28 protein-coding genes and 1 pseudogene are annotated in these 26,154 nt (G+C 37.5%); 13 read left to right on the top strand and 16 right to left on the bottom strand.

What is annotated here, in order from left to right:
* Window positions 1-208 precede the first annotated feature (208 nt).
* The 3 genes from CCK98_RS12310 to katA all read right to left on the bottom strand — a co-directional run bounded on the left by CCK98_RS12310 (window position 209) and on the right by katA (window position 2,951).
* Window positions 209-679, bottom strand: a complete 471-nt coding sequence (locus CCK98_RS12310; protein WP_088086851.1) for a GyrI-like domain-containing protein — start codon at window positions 677-679, stop codon at window positions 209-211.
* A 141-nt stretch (window positions 680-820) separates the two neighbouring features.
* The gene (locus tag CCK98_RS12305; RefSeq protein WP_088086850.1) at window positions 821-1,345 is read right to left on the bottom strand and encodes a CBO0543 family protein; all 525 of its coding nucleotides are present in this window, start codon (window positions 1,343-1,345) and stop codon (window positions 821-823) included.
* A gap of 145 nt (window positions 1,346-1,490) precedes the next feature.
* Window positions 1,491-2,951 (bottom strand): catalase KatA, encoded by a 1,461-nt coding sequence (gene katA, locus CCK98_RS12300; protein WP_088086849.1) that lies wholly within the window; start codon window positions 2,949-2,951, stop codon window positions 1,491-1,493.
* Window positions 2,952-3,352: 401 nt separating this feature from the next.
* On the opposite strand from katA, the gene CCK98_RS12295 reads away from it, so the two are divergent.
* Both CCK98_RS12295 and CCK98_RS12290 read left to right on the top strand, forming a co-directional pair.
* Entirely contained in the window at window positions 3,353-3,556 is a 204-nt protein-coding gene (locus tag CCK98_RS12295; protein WP_088086848.1) for a hypothetical protein, read from the top strand.
* Window positions 3,549-3,746: a YwbE family protein gene (locus CCK98_RS12290; RefSeq protein WP_088086847.1), complete on the top strand. Its 198-nt coding sequence runs from the start codon at window positions 3,549-3,551 to the stop codon at window positions 3,744-3,746. Before CCK98_RS12295 ends, CCK98_RS12290 begins: the two co-directional genes overlap by 8 nt.
* 124 nt (window positions 3,747-3,870) lie before the next feature.
* Here the strand turns inward: CCK98_RS12290 and CCK98_RS12285 are convergent, their stop codons facing one another.
* Window positions 3,871-4,071, bottom strand: coding sequence for a cold-shock protein (locus CCK98_RS12285; RefSeq protein ID WP_088086846.1), 201 nt, complete (start codon window positions 4,069-4,071; stop codon window positions 3,871-3,873).
* A 123-nt stretch (window positions 4,072-4,194) separates the two neighbouring features.
* Window positions 4,195-4,950 carry a Cof-type HAD-IIB family hydrolase gene (locus CCK98_RS12280; RefSeq protein WP_088086845.1) on the bottom strand — a complete coding sequence of 252 codons (756 nt, stop codon included), beginning with the start codon at window positions 4,948-4,950 and terminating at the stop codon, window positions 4,195-4,197.
* A gap of 218 nt (window positions 4,951-5,168) precedes the next feature.
* Here CCK98_RS12280 and CCK98_RS12275 point away from each other — a divergent pair, with 218 nt between their 5' ends.
* The 3 genes from CCK98_RS12275 to CCK98_RS12265 are packed head-to-tail and all read left to right on the top strand — an operon-like array spanning window position 5,169 to window position 6,133.
* Window positions 5,169-5,435, top strand: coding sequence for a spore germination protein (locus tag CCK98_RS12275; protein WP_088086844.1), 267 nt, complete (start codon window positions 5,169-5,171; stop codon window positions 5,433-5,435).
* A gap of 20 nt (window positions 5,436-5,455) precedes the next feature.
* A complete protein-coding gene (locus tag CCK98_RS12270; RefSeq protein ID WP_088086843.1) occupies window positions 5,456-5,698 on the top strand; it encodes a spore germination protein in 243 nt (80 codons plus the stop codon).
* Window positions 5,699-5,710: 12 nt separating this feature from the next.
* Window positions 5,711-6,133, top strand: coding sequence for an Hsp20/alpha crystallin family protein (locus CCK98_RS12265; protein ID WP_088086842.1), 423 nt, complete (start codon window positions 5,711-5,713; stop codon window positions 6,131-6,133).
* Window positions 6,134-6,197: 64 nt separating this feature from the next.
* Here the strand turns inward: CCK98_RS12265 and CCK98_RS12260 are convergent, their stop codons facing one another.
* A complete protein-coding gene (locus CCK98_RS12260) occupies window positions 6,198-6,500 on the bottom strand; it encodes a heme biosynthesis protein HemY (RefSeq protein ID WP_088086841.1) in 303 nt (100 codons plus the stop codon).
* A 374-nt stretch (window positions 6,501-6,874) separates the two neighbouring features.
* Between CCK98_RS12260 and qoxA the strand changes: the two genes are divergently transcribed.
* From qoxA to qoxD, 4 genes are read left to right on the top strand one after another with little or no spacing between them, the layout of a single operon-like run.
* Window positions 6,875-7,837: a cytochrome aa3 quinol oxidase subunit II gene (gene qoxA / locus CCK98_RS12255; protein ID WP_088086840.1), complete on the top strand. Its 963-nt coding sequence runs from the start codon at window positions 6,875-6,877 to the stop codon at window positions 7,835-7,837.
* Window positions 7,827-9,803: a cytochrome aa3 quinol oxidase subunit I gene (gene qoxB / locus CCK98_RS12250; RefSeq protein WP_088086839.1), complete on the top strand. Its 1,977-nt coding sequence runs from the start codon at window positions 7,827-7,829 to the stop codon at window positions 9,801-9,803. The genes qoxA and qoxB overlap by 11 nt, the downstream gene beginning before the upstream one ends.
* Window positions 9,793-10,398, top strand: coding sequence for a cytochrome aa3 quinol oxidase subunit III (gene qoxC, locus CCK98_RS12245; RefSeq protein WP_088086838.1), 606 nt, complete (start codon window positions 9,793-9,795; stop codon window positions 10,396-10,398). Before qoxB ends, qoxC begins: the two co-directional genes overlap by 11 nt.
* Entirely contained in the window at window positions 10,398-10,691 is a 294-nt protein-coding gene (qoxD, locus tag CCK98_RS12240; protein ID WP_088086837.1) for a cytochrome aa3 quinol oxidase subunit IV, read from the top strand. The genes qoxC and qoxD overlap by 1 nt, the downstream gene beginning before the upstream one ends.
* Before the next feature lie 78 nt (window positions 10,692-10,769).
* On the opposite strand, the gene pssA is transcribed toward qoxD, so the two are convergent.
* From pssA to CCK98_RS12220, 4 genes and pseudogenes are all read right to left on the bottom strand, one after another.
* Window positions 10,770-11,396 (bottom strand): CDP-diacylglycerol--serine O-phosphatidyltransferase, encoded by a 627-nt coding sequence (pssA, locus tag CCK98_RS12235; RefSeq protein ID WP_251026664.1) that lies wholly within the window; start codon window positions 11,394-11,396, stop codon window positions 10,770-10,772.
* 94 nt (window positions 11,397-11,490) lie between these two features.
* The gene (locus CCK98_RS12230; RefSeq protein WP_088086836.1) at window positions 11,491-12,162 is read right to left on the bottom strand and encodes a phosphatase PAP2 family protein; all 672 of its coding nucleotides are present in this window, start codon (window positions 12,160-12,162) and stop codon (window positions 11,491-11,493) included.
* Between the two features lie 193 nt (window positions 12,163-12,355).
* Window positions 12,356-13,162 (bottom strand): annotated as a pseudogene (locus CCK98_RS12225) (TerC family protein); the annotation flags it as partial.
* 278 nt (window positions 13,163-13,440) lie between these two features.
* Window positions 13,441-14,973 carry a carboxypeptidase M32 gene (locus CCK98_RS12220; RefSeq protein WP_088086834.1) on the bottom strand — a complete coding sequence of 511 codons (1,533 nt, stop codon included), beginning with the start codon at window positions 14,971-14,973 and terminating at the stop codon, window positions 13,441-13,443.
* A gap of 272 nt (window positions 14,974-15,245) precedes the next feature.
* Here CCK98_RS12220 and CCK98_RS12215 point away from each other — a divergent pair, with 272 nt between their 5' ends.
* Entirely contained in the window at window positions 15,246-17,333 is a 2,088-nt protein-coding gene (locus CCK98_RS12215) for a penicillin-binding protein 2 (RefSeq protein WP_088086833.1), read from the top strand.
* A 39-nt stretch (window positions 17,334-17,372) separates the two neighbouring features.
* On the opposite strand, the gene CCK98_RS12210 is transcribed toward CCK98_RS12215, so the two are convergent.
* The 3 genes from CCK98_RS12210 to CCK98_RS12200 form a co-directional block, all read right to left on the bottom strand.
* Window positions 17,373-17,804 carry a (2Fe-2S)-binding protein gene (locus CCK98_RS12210; protein ID WP_088090385.1) on the bottom strand — a complete coding sequence of 144 codons (432 nt, stop codon included), beginning with the start codon at window positions 17,802-17,804 and terminating at the stop codon, window positions 17,373-17,375.
* 60 nt (window positions 17,805-17,864) lie between these two features.
* Window positions 17,865-18,698 (bottom strand): xanthine dehydrogenase family protein subunit M, encoded by an 834-nt coding sequence (locus CCK98_RS12205; protein WP_088086832.1) that lies wholly within the window; start codon window positions 18,696-18,698, stop codon window positions 17,865-17,867.
* A 193-nt stretch (window positions 18,699-18,891) separates the two neighbouring features.
* Complete coding sequence (locus CCK98_RS12200; RefSeq protein WP_088086831.1) at window positions 18,892-19,905, bottom strand: XdhC family protein; 1,014 nt, start codon at window positions 19,903-19,905, stop codon at window positions 18,892-18,894.
* Window positions 19,906-20,056: 151 nt separating this feature from the next.
* Between CCK98_RS12200 and CCK98_RS12195 the strand changes: the two genes are divergently transcribed.
* On the top strand, window positions 20,057-21,427 hold the full coding sequence (locus tag CCK98_RS12195; RefSeq protein ID WP_088090384.1) for an MFS transporter: 1,371 nt from the start codon (window positions 20,057-20,059) through the stop codon (window positions 21,425-21,427).
* An 88-nt stretch (window positions 21,428-21,515) separates the two neighbouring features.
* Here the strand turns inward: CCK98_RS12195 and CCK98_RS12190 are convergent, their stop codons facing one another.
* Window positions 21,516-22,166 carry a hemolysin III family protein gene (locus tag CCK98_RS12190; protein ID WP_088086830.1) on the bottom strand — a complete coding sequence of 217 codons (651 nt, stop codon included), beginning with the start codon at window positions 22,164-22,166 and terminating at the stop codon, window positions 21,516-21,518.
* A gap of 575 nt (window positions 22,167-22,741) precedes the next feature.
* Here CCK98_RS12190 and CCK98_RS12180 point away from each other — a divergent pair.
* Window positions 22,742-23,092 carry a hypothetical protein gene (locus CCK98_RS12180; protein ID WP_088086828.1) on the top strand — a complete coding sequence of 117 codons (351 nt, stop codon included), beginning with the start codon at window positions 22,742-22,744 and terminating at the stop codon, window positions 23,090-23,092.
* On the opposite strand, the gene CCK98_RS12175 is transcribed toward CCK98_RS12180, so the two are convergent.
* Window positions 23,089-23,718 (bottom strand): TVP38/TMEM64 family protein, encoded by a 630-nt coding sequence (locus CCK98_RS12175; RefSeq protein ID WP_088086827.1) that lies wholly within the window; start codon window positions 23,716-23,718, stop codon window positions 23,089-23,091. The two genes, CCK98_RS12180 and CCK98_RS12175, sit on opposite strands and share 4 nt — an antisense overlap.
* A gap of 112 nt (window positions 23,719-23,830) precedes the next feature.
* Window positions 23,831-24,604 (bottom strand): C40 family peptidase, encoded by a 774-nt coding sequence (locus CCK98_RS12170; RefSeq protein ID WP_088086826.1) that lies wholly within the window; start codon window positions 24,602-24,604, stop codon window positions 23,831-23,833.
* Window positions 24,605-25,016: 412 nt separating this feature from the next.
* Here CCK98_RS12170 and CCK98_RS12165 point away from each other — a divergent pair, with 412 nt between their 5' ends.
* The gene (locus tag CCK98_RS12165) at window positions 25,017-26,147 is read left to right on the top strand and encodes a TIGR04053 family radical SAM/SPASM domain-containing protein (RefSeq protein ID WP_256942325.1); all 1,131 of its coding nucleotides are present in this window, start codon (window positions 25,017-25,019) and stop codon (window positions 26,145-26,147) included.
* Window positions 26,148-26,154 lie beyond the last annotated feature (7 nt).

Here is a 26,154-nt window from a genome sequence, read left to right as displayed (position 1 = left end):
CTTCAATCGGTTGAGTTATGACCGTCACGCGACCCCGAAGGAAATATACAATTCTTAAATTAATGATAGTATACTTTATTGGAACAGTAAAGGAAAACGCACTAAAAAGTATTTTCATACTAAAATTATTTGATTATTATTTCACATAAAATCCATTAGCTAAGGTGATTGCTTCTTCCCTTAGCTTGCTTCAATTGAAAGAATTAGTTTACTCTTTATAAGTCTTTACTGGTAAATAAATATCAAAGTGAAGCTCCCCAGAAGCATACAGATGTTTATGCTCTTCTTTATATACTTCAATGCTTAATGCATTGTGATCCTGTTCATAGCCATATTCTTTCATCAAAGCATATATTTGTTGATATGTATTTTGGACTTCCTCTTGCGGTCCTTTATGAGTAGCAAAAACATAATTTTTACTTGGAATCGTAAATCCAACCATACCATCGGGAATTTCGTCAATTTTTTCTACGGGCGTTGTTACATAATAGGTGAACTCTGTTTCCCGGCTATGAAAAGGTGCAATCAAGACAGGTTCTTTCGTTTGATAGGATACTTCTTCTAGTCGATTAACCATTTCTTGAAAAAGACGTGGAAGTGTACTGATTTGTGAGTAAGTTCCATTCCATGAAATCCCAACAACTTTCATTTCTTCTTTTTCTATTACCTGGATACTCATGCTAATCCCCCTTTTGAATCATCATATTAATATAATTCTAATCTTAGTCCTCTAAATCCTGCATATATATTTCGACCAAATCAGTAAATTTATTTCAAAAAATGCAAAAAAGCACCCTAAAATAGGTTAGTGGAGGACGATTCATTTTAGAATACTTTGTGGTATCTTAAAAACATTCCACAGGAAAGTAGCAAAGATAGCAGAAAGAATCCAAGCTAAAAGCGGCTTTTTATAATGAACATCTAAAACAATAAACATGACGAAATTAAAAAAAGCTGACCAGCCTAAATTCCAGCCATTTTTATGCACTATTACACCTAATTTCAAATCAGTGAATTCATTAATCGTATAGAGAAGTGTCCAGAATAGGATAAACACTAGTTTCTTCCATGCTGCCTTGGGCATATTACCAAGGAACATGCTAATAGTTGCAGGATACTTAATTAACATAATCAAAAAAGCAATATGGGTGTGCTTAGCCCAGCTTTTATCACTTCCTACTGGTACATATTCCCACATACTATGCTTATAGAATAAAAATTGATAAACCAAATCACCTACCATTAAAAAGAGAAAGGTTGGATAATAAGATTTCCAATTTTTCCAATCGCCCCATTTTATTGCTGAAAAAATAAATATCGCACCATACATCACGTTAAGATTCACGAGCAGGCTCCTTATCACTTATTGTTATTTATTTTTTCCAATTAAATGGAAATTATAACACAATAAGGAATAACCGTAATCCTCCGAATTCACTATATGAAAAAAGACCGCTCAACTAAATGAACGGCCTTTACTAGTTTAATAGTTACTTTACCTCTTGAGGAATAGCTAGATTTAACCCTTTGGCTACTTTCTCACCATATTCTGGGTCTGCTTTGTAGAAATGTTGAATTTGACGAAGCTTTATGTCATCCCTCTCAACTGGCTTCATTGCGCCTACAACTGTTTCAATTAAGCGGGCCCGCTCCTCTGCTGACATTAAGCGATATAAATCACCTGCTTGTGTGTAGTGGTCATTTTGATCATAGGCTACTTGTTCAGCAAGGCCAGTAACCTGGAAAGCAGTTTGTTTATGTTCAGGTTCTTCCTTTGGTCCTCCAAAACTGTTTGGCTCATAGTAAACCGAACCACCACCATTATTATCGGAACGCATTGCACCGTCACGTTGATAGTTATTTACTTCTACCTTCGGACGGTTAATTGGGAGCAAATTATGATTCGGTCCTACACGATAGCGGTGGGCGTCCGAATAAGCAAATAGTCGGCCTTGAAGCATTTTATCTGGCGAAGCCTCAACACCAGGGACCATTGTTCCAGGAGAGAATGTGGCCTGCTCGACTTCTGCAAAATAGTTTTCAGGATTACGGTTGAGTACCATACGTCCAACCTCGATTAATGGGTAGTCCTTATGTGACCATACCTTTGTGACATCAAACGGATCGAAGCGATATGTTTCAGCATCTTCAAATGGCATGATTTGAACATGGAGCCTCCATGCTGGGAAGTCACCCTTGTCAATTGCATTAAATAAGTCTTCCGTATGGTAATCAGGATTATCACCAGCTAACTTACCAGCAAGCTCTGGTGCCATATTCTTAACACCTTGCTCGGATTTAAAGTGATATTTGACCCAAACTGCCGCTCCATCCGCATTTACCCATTTAAAGGTATGGCTGCCATAACCATTCATATGTCTTAGTGTTGCTGGAAGTCCTCGGTCACCCATTAAATAGGTAACTTGATGTAAGGATTCAGGTGACAGTGACCAGAAGTCCCAAACTGCGGTTGGATTTTTCAAATGGGTTTTAGGATCTCTTTTTTGAGTATGAATGAAATCAGGAAATTTAATCGCATCGCGAATGAAGAAGACTGGCGTGTTGTTTCCTACTAAATCATAGTTTCCTTCTTCCGTATAAAACTTAACTGCAAACCCACGCGGATCACGAACTGTATCCGCTGAACCAAGTTCACCTGCTACAGTTGAGAAGCGAATAAACATAGGTGTACGTTTTCCAACGCTATTAAACAATTTTGCTTTTGTATATTTTGACATATCATTGGTCACTTCGAAATAGCCATGTGCTCCGGCACCTTTGGCGTGGACAACACGTTCAGGAACTCTCTCACGATTAAAGTGTGCCAATTTATCTAGTAAATGTACATCTTGAATCAATGTTGGTCCACGTGATCCAGCCGTCATAGAATTTTGATTATCACCGACTGGTGCTCCATTTCCTGTTGTTAAGTGTTTGTTACCATTACCCATTTGATCACCTCGTAAACTATTTTTTTTAAAGCTTAAACAAATTATAATATAAATCTTATTAAAATCAATATTAAATTATAATTAATATAAATTAATATTGATTATCACTAGATTAACATGTACCCACTATTACATAGGTATTAAAAATAAAGGACGTTATTCCAAAAATGAGAAATAACGTCCAAAAAATTTTTACTTTTATGTTAGTAAGCCCTTAGTTGTGATTGAAATTGTCCGCGGACGTCACTCATGTTCATTCTACCATATTTTAGTATGATTGATTAAAAGAATATTTTAAAGAATATGAACATTTTAAGGCAAGTTAAAGAATTAATGGTTAAATTTTAATTTGGACGAAAATAGCTTATAATGTAGTTAACACTTTATTAGGAGGATTTTTTATGAGTGATTTAAACCAAACCAATCCACAGGAAGAACCGAAGAAGAAAATTAGTCTTCAAGAAGCGATGAAACAGCAGTTGGAAAATAAGAAAAACAAAGCGGCCGGAGGAAATTCAAGCTTAAATAGCTCACAGGCAACTAAAAAGCTACAAAGCCAGCAGACTAAAAAGGTAAGTAATTCACGGAGAAAAATGGGTGTCTAGTGGTCAAAATAGAGTAGACATTGTCCCAGGAACTTTAGTCAAAATAGTCCTAAAAGCAGATCAAAGAAGCGGGAAACTCACTGAGGGGACTGTTAAGGATATATTGACCAAGTCAAGTTTTCACCCTCATGGAATTAAAGTGCGGCTGACGGATGGACAAGTTGGCAGAGTCAAGGAAATCAATCGTTAAATTAACCCTCTACATTTATGTAGAGGGTTTTTTGTAAATGGGACGCTCATTCATTGTTCACACAGAACGGTTTTTCCAATAAAAAACAGACCCAAATGCTTGGGCCTGTTTTATCGGTGGGTCATTATGCTTTACGGACGTTTACTGCTTGTGGTCCACGTTGACCACTTTCAATTTCAAACGTAACCTCTTGACCTTCATCTAACGTTTTGTATCCTTCGCCTTGAATAGCTGAGAAGTGAACAAATACATCTTCTCCACCTTCACGCTCAATGAATCCAAAACCTTTTTCACCGTTAAACCATTTTACTTTACCATGTTCCATTTTTGTAGCCTCCTAGCATGTAACAATTACATGTAAATTGCAAATTGACTTGCCTAATTATTTTTACCCATTTCCTGTTTGCATATACCATTCTAATTCTTAAATAAATTTTTCATCCAAATTTTATTTTGAAAGCACCCATTTATGGATTGCTTCCGCTACTCCATCCTCTTCATTGGTTTCTGTTACCCAGTCAGCGGACTCCTTTACCGTATCCTGAGCATTTCCCATCGCTACACCCAAACCAGCTGCTTTGATCATCGCTAAATCATTGAGGCTGTCCCCAACGGCCATAACATTTTTCATTTCCAAACCCAGCCGGCTGCACACAATCCCCAGTCCTTTCGCTTTATTAATACCAGCTGGATTCACTTCTATGTTCTTCAGGGTTGAATTGCTTAATTCAAATTCACCTTTAGCGTGTAATTCATTAAAGATTAGTGCTCTTGTTGCGTCATCATCGATATTAAAGCCAAATTTCATCCATTCCAGTGTATGTAGGTCAGCCGGCATTTCATTATGCCAATTACGCTCGGTACTTATCGCCCAAAATTTTGTGTTATGCTGTTGAGATAACCCCCACATCCACTCAACCAGCTCCGATTTAACCAAATTCCTTTCCACTAGTTCCCGTTTCTCATCCCAAATCTCACTTCCATTTACCGTTACCAAATATGAATTCAGCTCCAATGAATCAGCATGCTCTCGACTAGTAATCACAGAACGTCCAGTACTTAGTACGACAAAAACTCCTTTGTCCTTTGCTGCTTTAATTGCCTGGCGATTTGCTTCCGATATCTGGCCTTTATTATTTAATAGTGTGCCATCCATATCAAGTGCTACTAATTTGATTTCAACATCATTAATAAAATTATCCATATGTTTAAACATTCTCCCTTCTAACTTTTCCCATTATAAGATTAACATCATTACTAAAAACTAATCAAATCATTAAGTTTACATAATACATTTACGTTAAACAAAAAAGAACCCTGCGAATCCACATTCAATCATAATACAGGAATACCATTAAGTAACAAATAGGCACACTTTAGCATATAGTACCCATAAGCCAAAGGATAGAAAGGTGTTTAAAGATGCCATCGGTTGTAATCAATTTATATTATTTAAAAATCAATAGTATTTCGGGTAATGGTTCCATAACTATAGGGGAAGCATCTCATAATAGTCCCACTTCCAATACTAAATCGCAAGGAATTAATGCTTCATATGGAGACACTTCACCGACTGAGGCAATGATGGAAAACCTATTAAATGATCCTGACGTCAATGATCAAACTTCAATTGGAACTACTGATGTTGCAAATGTAAATAAACCCATTCAACCTGTACTACCAATCTAACATTATAGGGGTTATATGATATGCCATTTCAAATAAATATTTTAAATTTTAAGATTAATGGAGCTACGCAAAACGGAAATGTTGATATAGGTCCCACTGTGCATAACAGCCATACTGCCAATAGTAAATTTGTCGGAGCAAATTTTTCTTTAGGTGATTTTTCACCTGCTTCTTCTCTTATGAACTCAGGCAATATAGATCCAGATATTAGTGATCAGGATCAAATAGCTAACCCTTCTATGCCTATCGCCAATCAAATTTAAAGGAGTAGTAAGATGGATATAGAAAAAATGAGAAAATGGCTAGAGATTACAAATGAATATAGAGAGAGCAATTTTTGGTCTAGTGTACTTAAGCAAAAACATCCTGATGAATTTTTTAGAGAAGCGGTATGTAATCCAAAATTTGATATATATCAAAATGAAAATTATTACTTTATTATTTTTGAAATACCTGGAGTAAATCAAGAAGATCTTTCAATTAACTTAATCACAAATACACATTTAAAAATTAATGGCAGAATAAAGCCGGTTCTACCATTTGAAATGGAAATGAAAAGAGAGCGAATATATGGTGATTTTGAACGTGTAATTGAACTTCCAGAACCAACATATGTTCATTTAATGCAAACACAAATTTATAATGGACTACTTCATATATCATATCCTCGAAAAAGTGTGTTAAATAATTGTCAATAGAAAGAAAAGAAAATAGTCACCAAAAAAAAACGCAGTGAACTCACAAGCGTTTTTTCTTGTTTTATTAATGGTGATGATGAACACCCATTGTTGGGTTGGTAATTAGCCATTCTTCTTTTGGTAATTGGAAATATTGAATCCAGATATTATTTAATGTCGGATCATTTTTATCAAGAATAAAGTCAATTTCTTTATCACTTGTAACCACTACATCGTTTTCTGTTGGTGTATCAAGCTTTAAATCATAATGGGCGTGGTCCCCGTGGATACTTGTCACATATACTCGAAACAATTTCCCTTGTGCCTCTTCTTGTTCCATCATTTTCTTCAATGCTTTTGCTGCATTCCGATTAACTTTTACCTTCATTTTTTGCTCTCCTCTATCTATGTATTCCTTTATATTATCCCACTTTAAATCCAAAATAGACAATGTTTAGCTTTGAAACAACAAAAGTCATAAATGCACTTTTTGTAAAATCAACTTACCTAATTTTTCCTAGTAAGGGATTTTAAAACCTTAACAAATTTGTCACAATTTAATCCAAAAACCTATATTAACATCACAGCAATGTTGATAATATAGATTTTAGGAAATACATACAGACTAATTAATATTAAATGATAATTAATTTAAATTCTTACATCTATTACAATGAAGGAAGGAATTAGTCTTGTTTTGTTTGTGAATGAATTCACGATAATCATATCAAAAAATGAACATTCTAGAAGGGAGAAATATTCATGTTTAAAAAAAGCTACATCATTCCACTGTTAGCTTTAGTACCAACTTTACTTTTAAGCGGCTGTACGAATATGGTCGTCTTTGATCCAAAAGGCCCTGCCGCACGTGACATTCTAGAATTAATTAACTGGTCACTTATTTTTATGCTGTTGGTGGTTGTCGTTGTATTCGGTTTATTTGGATATATCATTTGGAAATATCGTGCGAAACCTGAAAATGCAGATTACGAACCGCCTGAAGAACACGGAAGTACAAAATTAGAGATTATTTGGACTGTCATTCCTATTCTGATTGTCATTGCTTTAACGATTCCAACTGTTAAAACAATATATAAATTAGAGAAAGTACCTGCCGGGTATGAAAATAAAAAACCTATTACCATTAATGTAACATCAGCTGATTGGAAGTGGATTTTTAGCTATCCAGAACAAGGGATCGAGACAGTGAACTATGTGAATATTCCTGCTGGCACTCCGGTACAGTTTAAGTTAACCTCTGCTGGTACAATGCAATCCTTCTGGGTTCCTGCTTTAGGTGGTCAAAAGTATACCATGAACAAAATGGAGACAGAGTTGTATCTCACAGCAGACAAGCCTGGAGAATTTCTAGGTAGAAATACAAACTTTAACGGCAAGGGATATGCAGAAATGGAATTTACAGTTGAAGCGAAATCCCCGCAAGCCTTTGAAAAGTGGGTTAAGGATGTCAAAGATACTGCCCCTAAGTTAACAGAAAAGAAATACAATCAACTTCTAAAACCTACACACTTAGGTCGTGAAACATTCCTTGGAACTCATCTAGCCTGGGTAAATCATGCTGATATGAATTCTAAAACTTATACAAATCCTGAATTGTACGAAGTACATGGCGTCAAAGGAAAGATTTTTAAAGAGAAAGAAACAAATGGGCATTCTATGGACATGGGCGAAAAATCAGATGGAGGTGAGCACGATGGGCATTAATTGGCATGACTTTTTTATTGTCGGCAACCCATTAATACTAGGTTCTCAGATTGCTATTCTATTAACAATGATAGGAATTGTAGCAGGGGTTACCTATTTAAAGAAATGGAAATGGCTTTGGAGAGAATGGTTAACAACCGTTGATCATAAACGAATTGGGATTATGTACATCCTTTCTGGTGTGCTGATGTTTTTCCGGGGAGGCGTAGATGGTCTTTTAATGAAGGCTCAAACCTCTCGTCCAGAGATGAAATTTTTAGATGCGCAGCATTACAATGAAATTTTTACCACACACGGTGTGATCATGATTTTGTTTGCGGCAATGCCATTATTAATTGGTTTAATGAACGTGGTAATCCCGCTACAAATTGGCGCGCGTGACGTGGCATTCCCTCAACTTAACGCGCTAAGCTTCTGGTTGTTCTTTAGTGGTGCTATGTTGTTTAATATTTCGTTTGTTATTGGAGGGTCCCCGGATGCCGGCTGGACAGCCTACTTCCCTCTTGCAGGTAAAGAATTTACTCCTGGGATCGGAAATAACTATTACGCTATTGCCCTGCAAATTGCCGGGATTGGTACGTTAATGACAGGAATTAATTTTATCGTAACTATCTTAAAAATGAGAACTAAAGGTATGACACTAATGAAAATGCCAATGTTTACTTGGACTTCATTCATTGCATCTGTCATTATTGTGGCTTCCTTTCCAATTTTCACTGTTGCACTTGCCTTGATGACCTTTGACCGGATCTTTGGAACGCACTTCTTCACCCTAAGCGGTGGCGGTATGGATATGATGTGGGCCAACTTATTCTGGTTATGGGGTCACCCTGAAGTATATATCGTTGTTCTTCCAGCATTCGGGATGTTCTCTGAGGTTATTTCAACCTTTTCTAGAAAAATGCTGTTCGGTTATAAATCAATGGTATTCTCCATTGTTGGAATTGCGTTATTAAGTATGCTTGTTTGGGTTCACCACTTCTTTACGATGGGAGCCGGACCAGGAGTCAACTCTGTTTTCTCCATTACGACGATGATGATTGCTATTCCAACGGGTGTCAAAATGTTTAACTGGTTATTCACGATGAGAAAAGGTCGAATCGAGTTTACAACAGCGATGCTGTGGGCGCTTGCATTCATTCCTTGCTTTATCATTGGTGGTGTAACTGGGGTAATGCTTGCCATGGGTGCTGCAGATTATCAATATCACAATACCCTATTCCTTGTCGCTCACTTCCACTATGTGTTAATTCCTGGTGTTGTGTTTGCGGTGTTTGCCGGGTTATATTACTGGTGGCCAAAAATGTTCGGACATATGCTAAATGAAAAAATCGGTAAAATTCATTTCTGGTTCTTTACGATTGGATTTAACTTAACGTTTATGCCGATGTTTTTCCTAGGCTTAAACGGTGCTGTCCGCCGTTCATACACGTATTCAGCTGAATCAGGCTATGCACCATTATTCATGTTATCTACCATTGGCGCAGTGATTTTAGCTATCGGATTTGGTGCTCTTTGCTATAACATTTATTGGAGTGCACGCTATGCGGACCGTAATATTTCAAACGACCCATGGGATGCAAGAACCTTAGAATGGGCTACTGCTTCACCCCCTCCATTCTATAACTTTGCGAAATTACCTGAAGTGAAATCTGTTGATGCCTTCTGGTATATGAAAAAGGATAACGTAGGATTGACCCTGAAAGACGACGAAATTAAAGAAATCCATATGCCAAGTAATTCCGGCTTACCAATCTATATGGGGGTTATCTTTGGCATCGCCGGGTTCTTCCTTGTCTTTGAATGGAAAATTGCGGCTCTTGTAGCCACTGTTGGAATAATTATTGGGTTAATCATTCGTTCGTTCGATTATAACGATGGCTTCCATGTTACAGTTGACGAAATAAAGGAAACGGAAAAAGCATGGCGTAACGTCGATAAAGGGGGGAACAGCCATGTCGGCTAATGTAAACACAGCCTTACCACTCGAATATCAAACTGAACAGAACCGGATGAATATTCTAGGATTCTGGATTTTCTTAGGAGCTGAGATTGTCCTCTTTGGAACTCTCTTTGCGGTCTTTTCTGTATTAAATGCAAGGTATGCTGGTGGTCCCACACCAAAGGACCTTTTTGAAATAAAAGATGTAATGATCGAAACCATTCTTTTATTAACAAGTAGTTTTACTTGCGGTCTTGCGATCTATGAGATGCGTCGCCATAATCGTAATGGTCTATTATTATGGTTTATTATTACCCTTCTACTTGGTGCTGGCTTCGTATTCATGGAGATAACGGAGTTCATCCATTATGTTCACGAAGGAGCAACAATGCAAACTAGTGCTTTTCTATCTAGCTTCTTTGTATTACTTGGTACACATGGACTGCACGTGAGCATGGGTATCGGCTGGGCAACAATGGTGATTATTCAAATATTAAAAAGAGGTTTAACACCTGTAACTGCCCGTAAAACATTTATTATCGGTCTATATTGGCACTTTTTAGATGTTGTATGGATTTTTATTTTCACATTTGTGTATTTAGCAAGGATGGTGTCATAATGGCTAAAAATACCAAAGGGTTTCCACTTACACACGTGTTAGGTTTCATCATGTCATTAGTACTAACCTTTGCTGCACTTGGTGTGGCACTAAAAACCTCTCTTCCTTTTACAACCATCGTTTGGATTATAGGCACTTTAGCTGTAATCCAAGCTGCCCTTCAATTATATATGTTCATGCATATGAACGAAGGGGAAGACGGAAAATCCCAGATCATCAACGTCATCTACGGCTTCTTCATTGCCTTCGTAACCGTTGCTGGATCCATTTGGGTCATGTCGTTTGGAATGTAAGTATGGAAATAGAAATAGAAATAGAAATAGGGTGTCAGGCACCATGTGAAAATTTCACATGGTGCCTGACACCCTTCTTTATTTTGGACTATTTTTTCTTTTGTTCCGAACTAATTGGTAGCCAATAAAAGCTATATAAAGCGGTATTGCTACGTATATGAAGTATGGAAAGCGGTGCTGTTCTTTTTTAAAGACAAGGTATATGGCGTATCCCAAAAATAGTGTGACGATAATTCCGTATTTTGGCAGCGGGATATCCTTTAGGCTAGGAATTTTAATGGTACTGACCATCAAGTAGCACAGAATAAAAAAGGCAAATGGAAGGATAATCGCTGGCATTTTCCCGTGGAACAAGGTAAGAAGTGTTAACAATCCACCTGCAGCCGTTATTGGGACACCAGTAAAATACTTATTGGATGATTTAACCGCATTAATATTAAAACGAGCTAACCGATAGGCACCGAATAAAGGAAATAGACCAGAAATGGCCATGCCTGCTACCCCAAATTCAGAGAAGTAGGAATAATATGCCATCATGGCTGGTGCTACCCCGAAGGTAACCACATCCGCTAAAGAGTCTAATTCTTTCCCCAATTCACTATCCACCCGTAACATTCTTGCAATTCGGCCATCCATGCTATCGAGCATCATTCCTATCAAAATTAAAATGGCTGCGTTTTTGTAATCCCCTTGGGCAGAATACATAATTGATAAAAATCCAAAAAATAAATTAGAAATCGTAAATAAATTAGGAATACTGTTTCTGATGATATGTATCACTCCATACTAATTAAGATAATCATGCAATACCCTTTTCTCTTTGTTTCTTCTTATCATAACGTTTCTCTTGGTAATATTGAAAAAACAAAATCGCCGTTGTAATCCAGAACCCACTTGCAAAATAGCCGCCAATTATATCGCTTGGATAATGGACACCTAAATAAATTCGACTGATTCCAATTGCTAAAATCATTACCATGCTTACGGAGATTAACACACCTCTGCCAAACCTGCTTGGAATATGACGCCATAATAAAAACGAAAGAATCCCATAAACCGTAAAAGCATTCATCGCATGTCCACTTGGAAAACTATAGCCTTCAATATCAATTAAACGATGGAAATCAGGACGGACTCTTTGAAAAAACTGCTTTAAGATACCATTTAATATCGCAGATCCCGTGATTGCCGCAGCAAACAATATTAATTCAAAGCGATGATGAAGTACTTTATAGAGAAAAAATAACAGAAAAAGACTAAGAACAATGACAAAAGGGGCAGAACCAATAAACGTAAAAATTTTCATCACATTTGTAAGAACCAATGTTTCAGACCCTTGAACCATATCAATTACGGTACGGTCAAAATGGATGATTTTCTGATCACTTATTAATAAGGATATCAAACTAAAGCCAATTATGGAAACAACACTAATGCTAAAGGCAATAACAAGATACGTTTTTAAATTCATCAACTTAAACCTCTCAGGCAAATAGGATTTGTGATTGTACGATTAATAGGTGCTCTTAGTTTAAGCCTTTACTGTCTATACTATCACTGAGACTTTGAAAAGTATCTCAAAAATGTATATTCTTAGGTAGGAATAATAATAAAAGGCAGACAATCATAGTCTGCCTTTTATAAGGCTTAAAAAGAAATAATAATTATAAAGTCTCTTGTTCTTTTCTCATTGGTTCTGTGCTGTTGTCTTTGGAGAAAAACCAACCTGCGGCAGCAATACCTACCAACACAACATAGAAGGTTACTTTCCATCCCATTGAATGCGCAAATTCCTCGCTTAAAATAGCCAATGCAGGATGTGATAAGGTGTAAACTGCTAGCTTCACACCAACCCAGCCAACAATCGTAAAAGCTGCAATTTCCAGACCTGGACGTTTTTCTAAAAGCTTTACAAACTGATTTGCTGCAAACCTCATAATAATTAGACCAATAATCCCGCCGGCGAAAATAACTAAGAATTTACCACCATCCAGACCACCGATATTTGGAAGTGGTGTGTCTGGTAAAGCAACTGCCATAGCGACCGCAGCAAGAATCGAATCAACCGCAAAAGCAATGTCAGCCACTTCGACTTTTAATACTGTCATCCAAAAGCTGCTTTTTTTTGATCCTTTCTTCTCCTCTTTATCCTCTGTTGCCTTCCCTTTGATTACCTTACGGAAAATATGATTTCCAGCCATAAACAGTAAATAAAGTGCCCCAATTGCTTGAACCTGCCATACATCAACCAGAAACGAAATCACAAACAAGGAAGCAAAGCGGAACACAAAGGCTCCTGCTAAACCATAAAATAATGCCTTCTTACGTTTTTCTTCGGGTAATTGTTTAACCATAATTGCAAGTACTAATGCGTTGTCGGCAGCTAACAGACCTTCTAATGCCACCAAGATAATTAACACCCAGCCGTATTCGAGTAACAGAGTTAAGTCCATGAATGTTTCCTCCTCAAAAGTTTGTTTTTTTTAAAATACTCCCTTACGCCATAAAAATAGGCCTTTACTGGTTACAGTAAAGGCCTAAAAAAACACAAAAAGACCTTTACAGTACAGTAAAGGTCTTGCTAACAACGTAAATGTTGCCAATAAAGCCGGAGAATTGAATTCTCGGAATGACGACTTTATTGTAGCAGCTACTCCCCTTTAAAAAGGAAATATTTAATTACTCATACTATAATATAATTCAAGTTTATTGTCAATGTGAGTTTGAATGTTTAATAAACTTAAATAGTTTACAATTCGTAAACCTCTGCATATTTTTTCTCAAGGTATTCGACCAGGTATTCGGCGTTTAATTCCTCACCCGTTACCTTTACAATCAATTCATTTGGGGTGTAAAGCTTCCCGTACTGATGAATATTTTCTTTTAACCAATCTTGAATCAGGTCAAATCTTCCGTTTTCGATATGATTGTAGAATTCTGGAAGTTCTCTTTGAATTGTCACGAGGATCTGCGCTGCATAGAGATTTCCTAATGAATAGGACGGAAAATAGCCAATACCGCCAAATGACCAATGAACATCTTGGAGTACGCCTTCTGAATCAGTACTTGGTGTTACACCAAGGTAATCCTGCATTTTCTGGTTCCAGACAGTCGGAAGGTCTTTCGCTTCGATCTCACCGCTTATTAATGCCTTTTCGATTTCATAACGAAGCATAATATGCAAATTATACGTTAACTCATCCGCTTCTACACGGATAAATGAGGGTTTCACACTATTAACCGCCCGATAAAATTCATCCACAGAAATAGTTTCGAGCTGTTTCGGAAAATACTCCTGCAGTTTAGGGTAAAAGTATATCCAGAAAGCCTTGCTGCGGCCGACCATATTTTCTAAAAACCTCGATTGCGATTCATGGATTCCGAAAGATGCCCCGCTTTGGAGAACGGATTCCTCATAATCAGGGCTGATATGCTGTTCATAGATTCCATGTCCCGCTTCATGAATTGTACCGAATAGTGCGGACCGGACGTTTCTTTCTAAATAACGAGTTGTTAACCGTACATCTCCAGTATTAACGGTTTGGGCAAACGGATGGACCGTTTCATCCAACCTGCCTGCCTCAAGGTCAAAACCAATGATAGGCAAGATAAAGCGATTAAATTCTTTTTGTCTTTCAATTGCAAACGATTGATCAAAAATTTCCGCCTGTGTCCGCTTTCCCTTTTGTTGAATACGTTCTAATAGTTTAACACTAGAATCTCTTAACTTGGCAAATAGCGGGTCCAGTCTCTTAACGGTTAATCCAGGTTCAAATTCATCCAAGAGCGCATCGTATGGGTGGTCAACATATCCATATATTTCAACAAATTTCCGTTTGTACTCAACGATTTTTTCTAAATAAGGGAGGAAGCAGGCAAATTCATTGTTTTCCCTAGCTTCTTCCCAGGCATCATTTGCCTGAGCTGTTAGAATGCTATATTCCTGAAAAAGGTCAGCAGGAATGCTCTTCGATTTTTGGTAGTACGCTCTATATTCTCTAACTCTTGCTTTTGTTACTTCATCTAATAAATCAAAGTTGTCAGGAAGAGTTAGTTCCGCTAGCAAGTCGCCCATTTCCTGAGAGACAGAGAGTTTAAAAATTTCCGTCCTTAGTGTGCCAGTTGCCTTGGCAAAGATACTTCTACCTTTTTTCGGTGCCATGACCTTTTGATCCCAATCAGCCAAACCGATGATACTTGAAAAATGGGTGATTTTTACATCCAAACTCTTAAATTGAGCTATTGCCCTTTGTACAGCTGGATCAATCACTTTCTGTTCCATAATATACAGACCTCCTAATCAATCTCTTTTTCTGCTTCTAAAGATGTTCGTTCAAGAAAACAACCACATCCCAATTTATTATAAATTAAAATTTCAAATATGGGAAAAAATTAGAAATTTTTTTTATAGACAAAAAATTCATAGAAACATAAATACTGTCGATAAATGATCCCATCAGTTAAAGAATTAGAACAATTTTCATACCATTATTTACAAATGGGTAGGATATATATGTAAACATTTTTGTTCTGTAAAAAGGATGTGCAGGCAATTTGGATAAACAGAAAAAGAAGAAGTCTCACTTCCCCTTTCGGTTAAATATCATTTTTTTTAGTGTTTTTTTACTATTTTCTGTTTTAATCCTGCGGCTTGGCTTTGTGCAAATCGTGTATGGTGAAAATTTTAAAAGGGATTTAGAAAGAAAAGAAGATGTAACGGTCAGTAATCCTGTCCCAAGAGGAAAAATACTTGATCGGGATTACAGGATCATCGTTGATAATGTACCAAAGAATGCGATCAGTTACACGAACGAGGGATATAGCCAACAACAAATGCTTGAAACCGCTGAAAAATTAGCAAAACTAATCAATAAAAAAACAGATAAGGTCACCGAAAGGGATAAACTTGATTTCTGGATTATGAATAATCCTGAGCGTGCTAATGCCAAAATCACAAAGAATGAAATGGAATTATATTATGCAAAAAAATTAACAGACTGGGATATTTATCAGTTAAAATTAGAGCGCATAACACCTGAAGAATTAAAGGAAATAAATAAAGATAGACTTGAGGTACTTGCACTTTTTAAAGAGTTCAATAGTGGGTACAAATTTACAACACAAATTATTAAAAATGAAGGAGTTACCCCTAAAGAATTGGCCGTTGTGAGCGAAAATCTTCAATCCCTTCCCGGAGTGGATACTACTACCGACTGGGAGAGGTCCTATGCGTTTGACCGGACCTTAAAGTCTGTGTTAGGAAAAGTCACCAAATCAGATGAAGGGCTGCCAGCTGAACAATTGGAATATTTCTTGGCTCGGGATTACAGCCGTAATGATCGTGTTGGCAAAAGCCAACTTGAATGGCAGTATGAAGATGTTCTTCACGGCTATAAATCAAAATTAAAAAATGTAACGGATAAAACAGGCAATATAATTGAAAATCATCCCTTATCAAAAGGAAAAAAGGGAAAAGACCTTGTCTTAAGCATTGATATGGATTTGCAAATGAAAGTTGATCGGATCATAGAGGAGGAGCTTTGGGCAGCTAAAAGATATCCTGGTACTTTTTTCACTGACCGTGCCTATGTTGTCTTAATGAATCCAAAAACAGGTGAAGTTTTAGCCATGTCAGGTAAAAAAATCGACAGAAACAAACAAACTGGCAGAATTGAAATGGAAGATGATGCCCTCGGGACCTTTACCACCACGTATAACGTGGGTTCGACTGTCAAGGGTGCCACGATTTTGACTGGTTATAAAACAGGTGTAATTTGCCCCGGAACTGTTTTTGATGATAAAGGTTTAAAAATTCAAGCTACTCCTCTCAAAAAATCGTATGCCTACTTAGGAAAGTTAAACGAAATTAATGCCCTAAAATTATCTTCTAACGTTTATATGTTTCATACGGCAATTAGAATTGGAAAAGGGCATTATGAATATGATAAACCCTTAAATATTAACGCGAAGGCTTTTGACACGATTAGAAACTCATTTGCTTCGTTTGGTCTCGGATCAAGAACTGGAATTGATTTACCAAATGAACAAACCGGATTTAAAGGTCAGAGCCACTTGCCCGGATATTTGCTTGACCTTGTGATTGGACAATATGATACCTATTCCGCCATGCAGTTGGTACAATATGTTTCAACAATTGCGAATGGTGGATATCGAATGCAGCCACATGTGGTCAAACAAATGCTTGAACCAAAGGAAGGGAAAGATGAACTAGGTCCTGTTGTACAAGAAATCTCTCCAACCGTCTTAAACACGATTGATGTGAATCCAGATTGGATGTACCGTGTCCGATTAGGTTTTAAAAAGGTCATGCAAGAACGTGGCGGTACGGCCTATAAGTACTTCAGCACTGCACCCTACTCACCTGCTGGTAAAACAGGCACAGCTGAAGCCTTTTATGACGGGCCGGAGCGATATAGGTTTGGTAAGGAACCTCCTCCCGTAATGAACCTAAGCTTGGTTAGCTACGCCCCTAGTTCGAATCCAGAAATCGCCATGGCTGTTATTGTTCCATGGGCATATCAGGGAAAGAAAGACAACCGAGCAAACCTGAAAATTGGCCGCCGAGTACTAGACACCTACTTTGAGATGAAAAAAAATAAATCATGGACGAGGGTGCCATAAAATGGCATCCTTTTTCGTTAGATCATTCCCCTTTTGTCATTACTTCTTGAGCACTGATTTCAATGCACTTTCAATTTCTGCATAGCCGGTACATCGGCAGATATTCGACTCCAGCCATTCTTTAATTATTTGATCACCTGCTTCTGGATGCTTTCGTATTAACGAATGGCAATTCATAATAAAGCCGGGGGTGCAGTAGCCGCATTGAAAAGCAAAGTTTTCCACAAAAGCCTGCTGGATGGGGGTATTCTCCAACCCTTCAATAGTTATTACTTTCTTTCCAACCGCTTCAACGGCAAGCATTAAACATGATTTCATCGGCCACCCTTCTACATTCACTGTACATGCGCCGCAGTCTCCGTTTAAACAGCCCGGTTTTGCACCTGTCAAGCCAAGTTTATTCCGGATCGCATATAAAAGTGTATCGGCAGACCGAACGGTTACACTTCGAATTTCTCCATTTATATTCATCGTAATTGTGTGAGATTTCAAGTTACTCTCCCCTCCTTTTTTTATTTTATCAATCTAACTTCATGTTCCATCCAACACTGCTAACACATCCATCAATAGATTCCGCAAAACAAATAGCCTATATTTTGGTGACCCTTCTACATCATCTAAAATAGGCTTTGGTAATTTGGAAACCCCCTCATCAATCCTTGAAGCTGCTGGCAGATCTCTTTTATTTAACGAAGCTTCCAGTTCTTTTGACCGAAATGGAAAAGGGCAAAAGCCACTGATTGCAACACGTACTTCCTGACCTATTTTTAATGCCGCTACGGTGATCAACGGGTAGCCAGTATCCCACTGCTGACGACGCTTGAAACTAAAGAACGGTGCTTTGATAAACCGTGTTTCTGTTGCTAATTGAACGAGAAATTCCCCTTTTTTAAGTTGAAGCTTTTCTAAAAATATCTCATTGATTGGCACCATCTTTTTTCCTCCTGGACCGACAATCAAAACTTGGCTATCAGAAAGTAAAAATGGCAAAACAGCTTCCCGGTAAAAAATCCGAGCACAGATATTCCCTCCTAAAGAAATCTTCCCTCGAGCCGTATGATCAGCGACTTGACTGGCAGTTTTCGTTAATAATGGGAAAAGATTTGCTTCTTCTATTTTTGTAAGTGAGAGGGTACTGCCAAGCAGCAATTGTTCCCCACTAACCTGCATTACATTACATTCGGGGATATCCTTGATATCAATAACTGCTTCGGTATAGGCTAAATCTATTCTTCCAAGTGTAATTAATTCGGTTCCTCCAGAAAAGAACATCGGTTGCTTGCCTTGCTGATCTAAATACTGATGTAAATCGACTGCTTCTTTCAATGAGGCCGGCTTATAATAATCAAAATCAATGGGAAGCATTATTTTTGCGCCTCCTTTGCTTTCCAAATCAACTTCTTTCCAGATACCTTATCAAGTGCCTCTTTGCGAATGACACTTTTCCCAATAATATGCAATTTCATCCCTCCACCATGATTAAGTGGATTTTATACTGAGTAAATCCAACTTATTATGACTTATAACACTGTTATTACCTACTGAAGAACAATTCCACTTACTCGGGAATGGTCCATAGAAGTTGCACTCTTTCATGGACAGGCTTTCTCCACACCTCAATCAATTGAGCAACGATACTAACAGCGATTTCCTCAGGACCCTTTGCTCCAATATTCTTACCCATAGGTGAATAAATCCAGGTTGGGACATTTTCATTTTTAAGCAGCCTTTTGGTTCTTTCCCGCGGCCCTAGTACGCCTAAGTACTTTATATGCTCATTGCGTACCTCCTTTAATATTTCTTGATCCCTCTCATAATGATGCGTCATGATGACCACATAATCATAGGGAGAAAAGGAAATTTGCTTCAAAAGCTTTTTAGGAAAGCCCAAAAGGAGCTGCTCAGCTTTGGGAAAATATTTTTTTTGACAAAACTCTTCCCGCCAATCGCATACAGTAACTAAAAATCCAGTTTCCGCGGCAAGGTGAACAAGCGGTTTTGCGTCTGGTCCTGCCCCGAAGACTATGAGCCTTGGCCTTGGTTGATACGTATGTTGATAAAGGGAATCAGTTCCAGGTATGATTCCACTTTTAGATGTAAAGGCAATTTTAGGAATATCCCCTGACCAATTGCCAAACGGATCCCCTTCCTCCTCAATAAACAGATACTCCCCCAATTCATCGAGTTTTTTTAACATAATTACAGGTTTACATTTATCTAAGGATCTTTTTACAACAAAGAAATCCTCTGTTAATTTTTCAGAGACTGGCTCTAATAAAATATCAATTGTTCCATTGCAGCCATTCCCTTGACCCCAACTCATATCGTTTTCATCTGCTAAATTATAATGGAACATTTTTGCTTCTTGCTTGATGAAAACCTCTTGAGCTTTAATGGTCAAATCTGTTTCCAAACAACCTGCAGTTAACATGCCAAATTGCTTCCCATCTTCACAAAAAAGCATGGAAGAACCTTCTCTTTTATATGCTGATCCTTGAACACGAACAATGGTTGCTAATACCTTTTGGCCTGGTTGATCAATGACTTCTAAAATCGGATAAATATCATCCATAAGACTCCTCCACTTCATTCTCAAAAATTCCTATCTTATTTATATTAGTTTGGAGGCTATTCCTAGAATGATAAATTTTCAATGTGCCACTCATAGAAATAAATATATTGCAAAAAATAAACTGATTCTAAATCCAGCAAAGGATGAAGACATGAAAAAAAATCGTGCATTATTTTTAACAGCTGTCGCCTCTGGAACGATGTTAAATCCTCTTAATTCATCAATGATCGCCTTAGCATTACACAGTATACAGAAGGATTTTCAGCTTTCCTTTACAACCGTTTCGTGGTTGATATCCAGCTTTTATTTAGCAAGTGCAGTAGCACAGCCGGTTACAGGAAAAATTGGTGATATTTTTGGGCGAAAAAAAACCTTTTTAACGGGACTCATTTTAGTTGCCTTGTCAGCGTTTGGTGCACCTATGTCACATACCTTTCTCATGTTACTTGTCATGAGAATGTTTCAATCGATTGGGAGTAGTGCCATTTATCCAGCAGGGATGTCGTTAATTCGAGACCATATCAAAGAAAGACAGGCCTCAGCCCTTGCCGTATTATCAATTTTCGCTTCGGCAATGGTAGCACTAGGGCCTACCATTGGAGGTTTCTTAATTGTTTGGGGCAATTGGCCTGCCATCTTCTGGGTGAATTTCCCTTTTATTATCCTCAGTTTTCTGCTGGGGTGGTATATGTTTCCTAAGGACATCAAACAAGATAAGGCTCACATGAAAAAATTATTCTCCAACTTGGATTTTCTAGGAATCGGGTACTTCGCTGCAGGAATGGTATTCTTTTTATGGTTTTTGTTATCTTTTGAAGGAAAAATTCATTATCTGTCGGGAGTTGTTGGAATCATCTTTTTCGGTTTATTTGTTCTGAGGGAGTTAAGAGTCAAGGAGCCATTTATTGATATTCGTATTTTTAAAACACATCCAAAGCTTTCGATGGTGTACATCCAGTTCATCTTTTTGAATATCTTTTTTTATTGTTTATTTTTCGGGCTGCCCAGTTATTTTCAAGAAGGATTGGGTTTAAGCGTGGAAATGAGTGGCTTGTTAATGTTATTTATGTCTGGAATAAGCATTATTATTTCATCTGTAACGGGAAAATGGATCGACCGGGCCGGTGTAAACCTGCCGATTATGGTTGGCTCTTTTATATCGATTATTGGTGCACTAGCTTTTATTCTGTTTTTTGTAAATACTTCCTATTTGGGTATCGGGATTATTTTATCAATCATGGGGTTAAGCTATGGAATTGGAAATGTTGTTCTCCAAGTGGCCATGGTTAAGGAGAGTCCAAAAGAGATTATTGGGACAACATCCGGCTTATTTCAAACCTGCCGATATTTGGGCTCTATTTTATCCTCAATCATTTTAGGATTAATCTTTGGGAAAGAAGTCACTGCGGAAAATATGAAAATCATCGGGGAAGTTTTACTGTTCACGGGCATCATTAGCTTTTTAATGAGCCTATGGTTTTCTCGGGAGACATTTAACTATAGAAAAATGCGGCATGTTTAATCACACACTATTCGAATTTCTGTCCTCATGAACGCTCCATGAGGACAAATTTCGCTCTTTGATTCTGATTTCTGTCCTCATGAACAACTTAAGAATGAATCGGCAATACATAAAACAACACACAAAAAAAGTGAGCAACACTGGCTGCTAATACAAATAGGTGCCAGACTGCGTGGTGATATTTAAACCCACGCCAAACATAGAAAATGGCTCCGAGTGTATACAGTGCGCCCCCAATAGCTAAATAGGTCATCCCTTCCAGAGATAGATTATTCACTAATGGTTTCCATGCGAAGACAATTAACCAGCCCATGACCACATAAAGCGCCGTTGATGAAAAAAGGTACTTTTTCACAAAAAAGCATTTAAAGACGGTACCCGCAATCGCAAGTCCCCAAACGATTCCAAAAAGTGACCAACCTAGTGTTCCTTTGATTACGATTAATAAAAATGGTGTGTAGGTCCCGGCAATAAAAAAGTAAATAGACGAATGGTCAAAAATTTCAAAAATGTCCTTTGCCTTTCCTTCAGGAAAACTATGAAGCAAGGTAGATGACATATAAAGTATAAACATTGTTACTCCAAAAATCGTGAAGCTAACCACATGCCACACCGTTCCATATAGGGATGCATATACAATTAAAATAACTAAGGCAGAAATGCTTAATAGGGCCCCCACTCCGTGTGTGATGGAATTAGCTAGTTCCTCTTTTTTTGAAAAAGTATGTGTAGCTGCCAATAGAAAGTCCTCCTTTCAAGTAAAGCGCGATTCAATTAAATAGAAATGATATTCATGAAAATAACATGATTATCAAAGAAGGACAATGGACATTTGTCATCTACAAAAACTAAAAAAAGTGAAACTTATCGTTAAGTATCACTTTCCTTTCTAACCTTATTAACATTATCGATTATTTTCTTAATATTTTCTCTCGGAAACCAGCAATTAAATTTGTAGTTCGTTTTTGTCTCAAAGCCTAAACGACTACAAAAGTAGTGCATCCCCTCTGGCTTTTTTTCTGCTTTAAAATGCCTGCATGTCGCACAAAAATGGAAATCTTTCATTTATTCTCCTTATCTTTTCTTAAACTATTAATCTTTCGTTCATAATTTATTAATAATTATCCATTAAGATTTAAATAGGTTCACGGAAGAGCCTTAAACCTCCGCCCCCTTAAAATATAGATTAGTTTGAATACCCGGCCCCATGGCCGGGTAATTTTTTTATAGAAATTTCCACACCTGGATAAGTATACTTCTCCTAAACCCTGTCAATAACAATACCAATCAAGGAAATAGAATGAGGTGTTGTTTATGAAGGGTATTTATTTTATCAATGATCGTATTTGTATAAATGGTCTAACTAAGGAAGAAAGTATTTCAATACAAGAACAATCTTTAAAAAAGATGATCCACGACCAAAAAATTCAAGTAGTAAAGTTCAACCCCTACCAGTTGAATGACTATTACACGATTCCACATGCACTTTTATACGATTTAAAAAAAGAAAAAGTTCCTATCGATTGTTTTTTGTATTACTCCTCTCAGGTGATCGAAGATTTTATTTACAGCTATCCAGCTAAATGGCTTATTTTAAAAAGCTTCTTTAAGGAACTAATCTCCGTTGAGGAACAAAATGATTTAAATATTCAAGAAGTTGTTTAATCAAGAGAATTCTTTGCCTGCTTTCGATAAACAATAACAAAGTTAATCAGGATAATGATGACCATATAGGCGCCGTAAAGCCCGAAAGAATAAAGCTTGTTGTTACTAAATGAAGCACCTGCATACGACAAAAGCAGAATGTTTGGAACTTTTCCGATTATGGATGCAGTAAAAAATGTTAGCCATCTCACATGACTTAACCCACAAATGATATTGACAACCGGTGCTGGAATGATAGGAATTAATCGACAGGTTAATATTGCTACAAAGGAATTTTTGTTTAAAAACTCATCGTATTCCTGAACTTTTGGATATATCATCAGTTTATCCTGGGCAAAATCGCGAAAACCATACCTGGATAAGAAGAAGAAAGCCATCGTCCCAGCCATGGCCCCTGTTAAGGATACAAGCATCCCTTGGGCCGTTCCAAATACGGCTCCGATCATTCCTGCTAAAACTGGAAACGGGATGACAGGAAAAAAGACACAAATCGACACTAATAACATACTAATAAAAATCGATAAGGCTCCGCCTTGTTTAACAAGATGCAGTAATTCATCTTTTTGAAAAAAACCAATCGCAATGATTACTAGCAATATCACTATACTAATAATTTTTTTAAACATCCGACAACTCCATTCACTTCAATTTTTTTGATTAGCCTTATCATACTATATTTTTAATTTTGAAAAAATAAAAAGAGCCTTTCAATGTTGAAAGACCTTTCTACTTTATCTATTAAAATGCAGTCCTTGAACCAAGGTACCTTGGTTTCCAGTAGGAATTGGTCATATCTGCAATCGATACACCTTTTGATCCCGCTTGAATGAATTGGTTATTTCCTAAATAAATCCCTACATGTGTAGGACCTGGAGCATATGTTTCAAAGAATACTAGATCACCGGGATTTGGGCTACTGACAGCTTTCAGTCCAGACCATTGTGTTGCTGACGTTCGTGGAATGGTTACTCCAACTTTATTAAATACATAACTTGTCAAACCGCTGCAATCAAAACCTGACGGCGTATTGCCACCCCATAAATAAGATGTTCCAATGTATTTTTTGGCTTCATCTATCACCAGTTGCGCCTTTGATACTGTTGGTGCAGGTACTGGATTTGATGTACCACCCGCATTTATCTTTAAGACTTGTCCTACATAGATCGTATCTGATGTGAGGTGATTCAGTGATTTAAGCTGGGCAATGGAAAGTTTGAATCGTACTGAAATAAGGTAAAGTGTGTCCCCTTTTTGGACCGTATAGGTAGGTGCAACTAGTTCGTGGCTGTGTGGTGCTAATAATGATAGCTTCTGATTTACATAGAGATTATCACTTGTTAGGTGATTCCAAGTTTTCAAGTCAGAGACTGAGACTTTGTTTGCTTGTGAAATCTTCCAAAGTGTATCCCCCGATTGGACATTATAAATGTTTTCATGTGCACTAGCAGAACCAACAAATGTAGAAAACAGGATTCCCGCCGTTGCTGCGAATGATAATAGTTGTTTTTTCATCGTAGCATCCCTTCAATTCGTTTGTGTACCTAAATCATAAACGAACATTAAGGATGGAATAAACCCCAAGGATATGGCTTACAAGGTAAAAAAATCCAATTCTAGCAAAGAAAACCGTAAATATAACAAACACAACTATGTAACTATCCGCTATATATTATGTTTATAATGGAATCTTACATTATTTATTAATGTTTTTGTAACATAAATGTAATACAAAAGAAGATTATGATTTTTATAGATATCACATAATTCTCACTAGGATGTAGAAATATTGTAACAATACTCCCATGCACTGTGGGTTGATAAACCTATAATAAACCTATAGTTTTATAAATATTAATGAATTTGGGTGATGATGATGCAAGGAATAGGAAAAGGACATCCACATGCTATGGGGCACCCTCATGGAATGAGAAATGTAATAGATTATGATAAAAATCCATTTATCGTCATTTGGGAAGTAACGAGAGCCTGTCAGCTTAAGTGCATTCACTGTCGTGCTGATGCGCAGCTTACTCCAGACCCACGGGAACTTTCACATAAAGAAGGAATCAATTTAATTGATCAAATTTATGAGATGGATAATCCAATGCTCGTTTTTACAGGCGGGGATTGTATGATGAGAGAAGATCTTTATGAACTTGCTGATTATGCAATTAAAAAAGGGATGCGCGTGTCGATGACACCTAGTGCCACAGCGAATGTAACAAAAGAAAAAATGAAACTGTTCAAAGATGTAGGACTCTCACGCTGGGGCTTTAGTTTAGACGGCCCAACACCCGAGATTCATGATCATTTCCGCGGGACCCCTGGATCATTTGATTTAACCGTTGAAAAAATTAAATACTTAAATGAATTAGACATGCCGCTCCAAATCAATACAGTAATCTCTCGTTATAATTATGACTCGCTTGAACAAATGGCAAAACTTGTTGGCGAGCTAGGCGCTGTTATGTGGTACATCTTCCTACTTGTCCCAACTGGCAGAGGTCAAATGGACGCATGTATTTCTCCTACTGAGCATGAAAAGGTGTTTCGTTGGTTGTATGAATTAAGCAAAACTGCACCATATGATATTAAAACTACCGCAGCACAACATTACCGCAGGGTTGTTTTACAGCAAAAAACGCGCGACCAGTTAATTGAAAAAGGTGAAATTCATTACGAAGACTCGATTACAACTGATTTTGCTTCCATGCATGATGGCTTGAAGCGTGCGCCAAAAGGCGTAAATGATGGCAATGGCTTCGCCTTTGTCTCCCATCTTGGAGATGTTATGCCAAGTGGATTACTTCCTATTGTCGGTGGTAACATCCGTGATACCCCGCTTGCAGAAATTTATCGTGAGTCAAAAGTATTTAAAGAACTACGTCAACCTGATAACTACAAAGGCAAATGCGGCTTTTGTGAATACAACAAAATGTGCGGCGGTTCCCGCTCTCGAACTTATGCCGTAACAGGCGATTATCTGGAAAGTGAACCGTTCTGTGTTTATATACCACAATCGATGCGGAATAAAGAAACTTCACCAATCGTATAACCATTAT

The sequence above is a fragment of the Bacillus sp. OV166 genome (genome assembly GCF_900177675.1).
In the GTDB taxonomy this organism is placed as follows: domain Bacteria; phylum Bacillota; class Bacilli; order Bacillales; family Cytobacillaceae; genus Neobacillus.
Note: the sequence above shows the minus strand (reverse complement) of the source record. Positions and strands in the feature narration are given on the sequence as shown.

Coding starts and splice junctions, on each gene's coding strand:
- CCK98_RS12200 (WP_088086831.1), bottom strand. CDS start 19,905: ATGGATGATATTTATCCGATTTTAGAAGTCATTGATCAACCAGGCCAA.
- qoxC (WP_088086838.1), top strand. CDS start 9,793: ATGTCGGCTAATGTAAACACAGCCTTACCACTCGAATATCAAACTGAA.
- CCK98_RS12205 (WP_088086832.1), bottom strand. CDS start 18,698: ATGCTTCCCATTGATTTTGATTATTATAAGCCGGCCTCATTGAAAGAA.
- CCK98_RS12270 (WP_088086843.1), top strand. CDS start 5,456: ATGCCATTTCAAATAAATATTTTAAATTTTAAGATTAATGGAGCTACG.
- pssA (WP_251026664.1), bottom strand. CDS start 11,396: ATGTATTCTGCCCAAGGGGATTACAAAAACGCAGCCATTTTAATTTTG.
- CCK98_RS12280 (WP_088086845.1), bottom strand. CDS start 4,950: ATGGATAATTTTATTAATGATGTTGAAATCAAATTAGTAGCACTTGAT.
- CCK98_RS12295 (WP_088086848.1), top strand. CDS start 3,353: ATGAGTGATTTAAACCAAACCAATCCACAGGAAGAACCGAAGAAGAAA.
- CCK98_RS12220 (WP_088086834.1), bottom strand. CDS start 14,973: ATGGAACAGAAAGTGATTGATCCAGCTGTACAAAGGGCAATAGCTCAA.
- CCK98_RS12180 (WP_088086828.1), top strand. CDS start 22,742: ATGAAGGGTATTTATTTTATCAATGATCGTATTTGTATAAATGGTCTA.
- CCK98_RS12165 (WP_256942325.1), top strand. CDS start 25,017: ATGAGAAATGTAATAGATTATGATAAAAATCCATTTATCGTCATTTGG.
- CCK98_RS12195 (WP_088090384.1), top strand. CDS start 20,057: ATGAAAAAAAATCGTGCATTATTTTTAACAGCTGTCGCCTCTGGAACG.
- CCK98_RS12175 (WP_088086827.1), bottom strand. CDS start 23,718: ATGTTTAAAAAAATTATTAGTATAGTGATATTGCTAGTAATCATTGCG.
- qoxA (WP_088086840.1), top strand. CDS start 6,875: ATGTTTAAAAAAAGCTACATCATTCCACTGTTAGCTTTAGTACCAACT.
- CCK98_RS12230 (WP_088086836.1), bottom strand. CDS start 12,162: ATGAATTTAAAAACGTATCTTGTTATTGCCTTTAGCATTAGTGTTGTT.
- qoxB (WP_088086839.1), top strand. CDS start 7,827: ATGGGCATTAATTGGCATGACTTTTTTATTGTCGGCAACCCATTAATA.
- CCK98_RS12275 (WP_088086844.1), top strand. CDS start 5,169: ATGCCATCGGTTGTAATCAATTTATATTATTTAAAAATCAATAGTATT.
- katA (WP_088086849.1), bottom strand. CDS start 2,951: ATGGGTAATGGTAACAAACACTTAACAACAGGAAATGGAGCACCAGTC.
- CCK98_RS12285 (WP_088086846.1), bottom strand. CDS start 4,071: ATGGAACATGGTAAAGTAAAATGGTTTAACGGTGAAAAAGGTTTTGGA.
- CCK98_RS12210 (WP_088090385.1), bottom strand. CDS start 17,804: ATGAATATAAATGGAGAAATTCGAAGTGTAACCGTTCGGTCTGCCGAT.
- qoxD (WP_088086837.1), top strand. CDS start 10,398: ATGGCTAAAAATACCAAAGGGTTTCCACTTACACACGTGTTAGGTTTC.
- CCK98_RS12170 (WP_088086826.1), bottom strand. CDS start 24,604: ATGAAAAAACAACTATTATCATTCGCAGCAACGGCGGGAATCCTGTTT.
- CCK98_RS12265 (WP_088086842.1), top strand. CDS start 5,711: ATGGATATAGAAAAAATGAGAAAATGGCTAGAGATTACAAATGAATAT.
- CCK98_RS12310 (WP_088086851.1), bottom strand. CDS start 679: ATGAGTATCCAGGTAATAGAAAAAGAAGAAATGAAAGTTGTTGGGATT.
- CCK98_RS12260 (WP_088086841.1), bottom strand. CDS start 6,500: ATGAAGGTAAAAGTTAATCGGAATGCAGCAAAAGCATTGAAGAAAATG.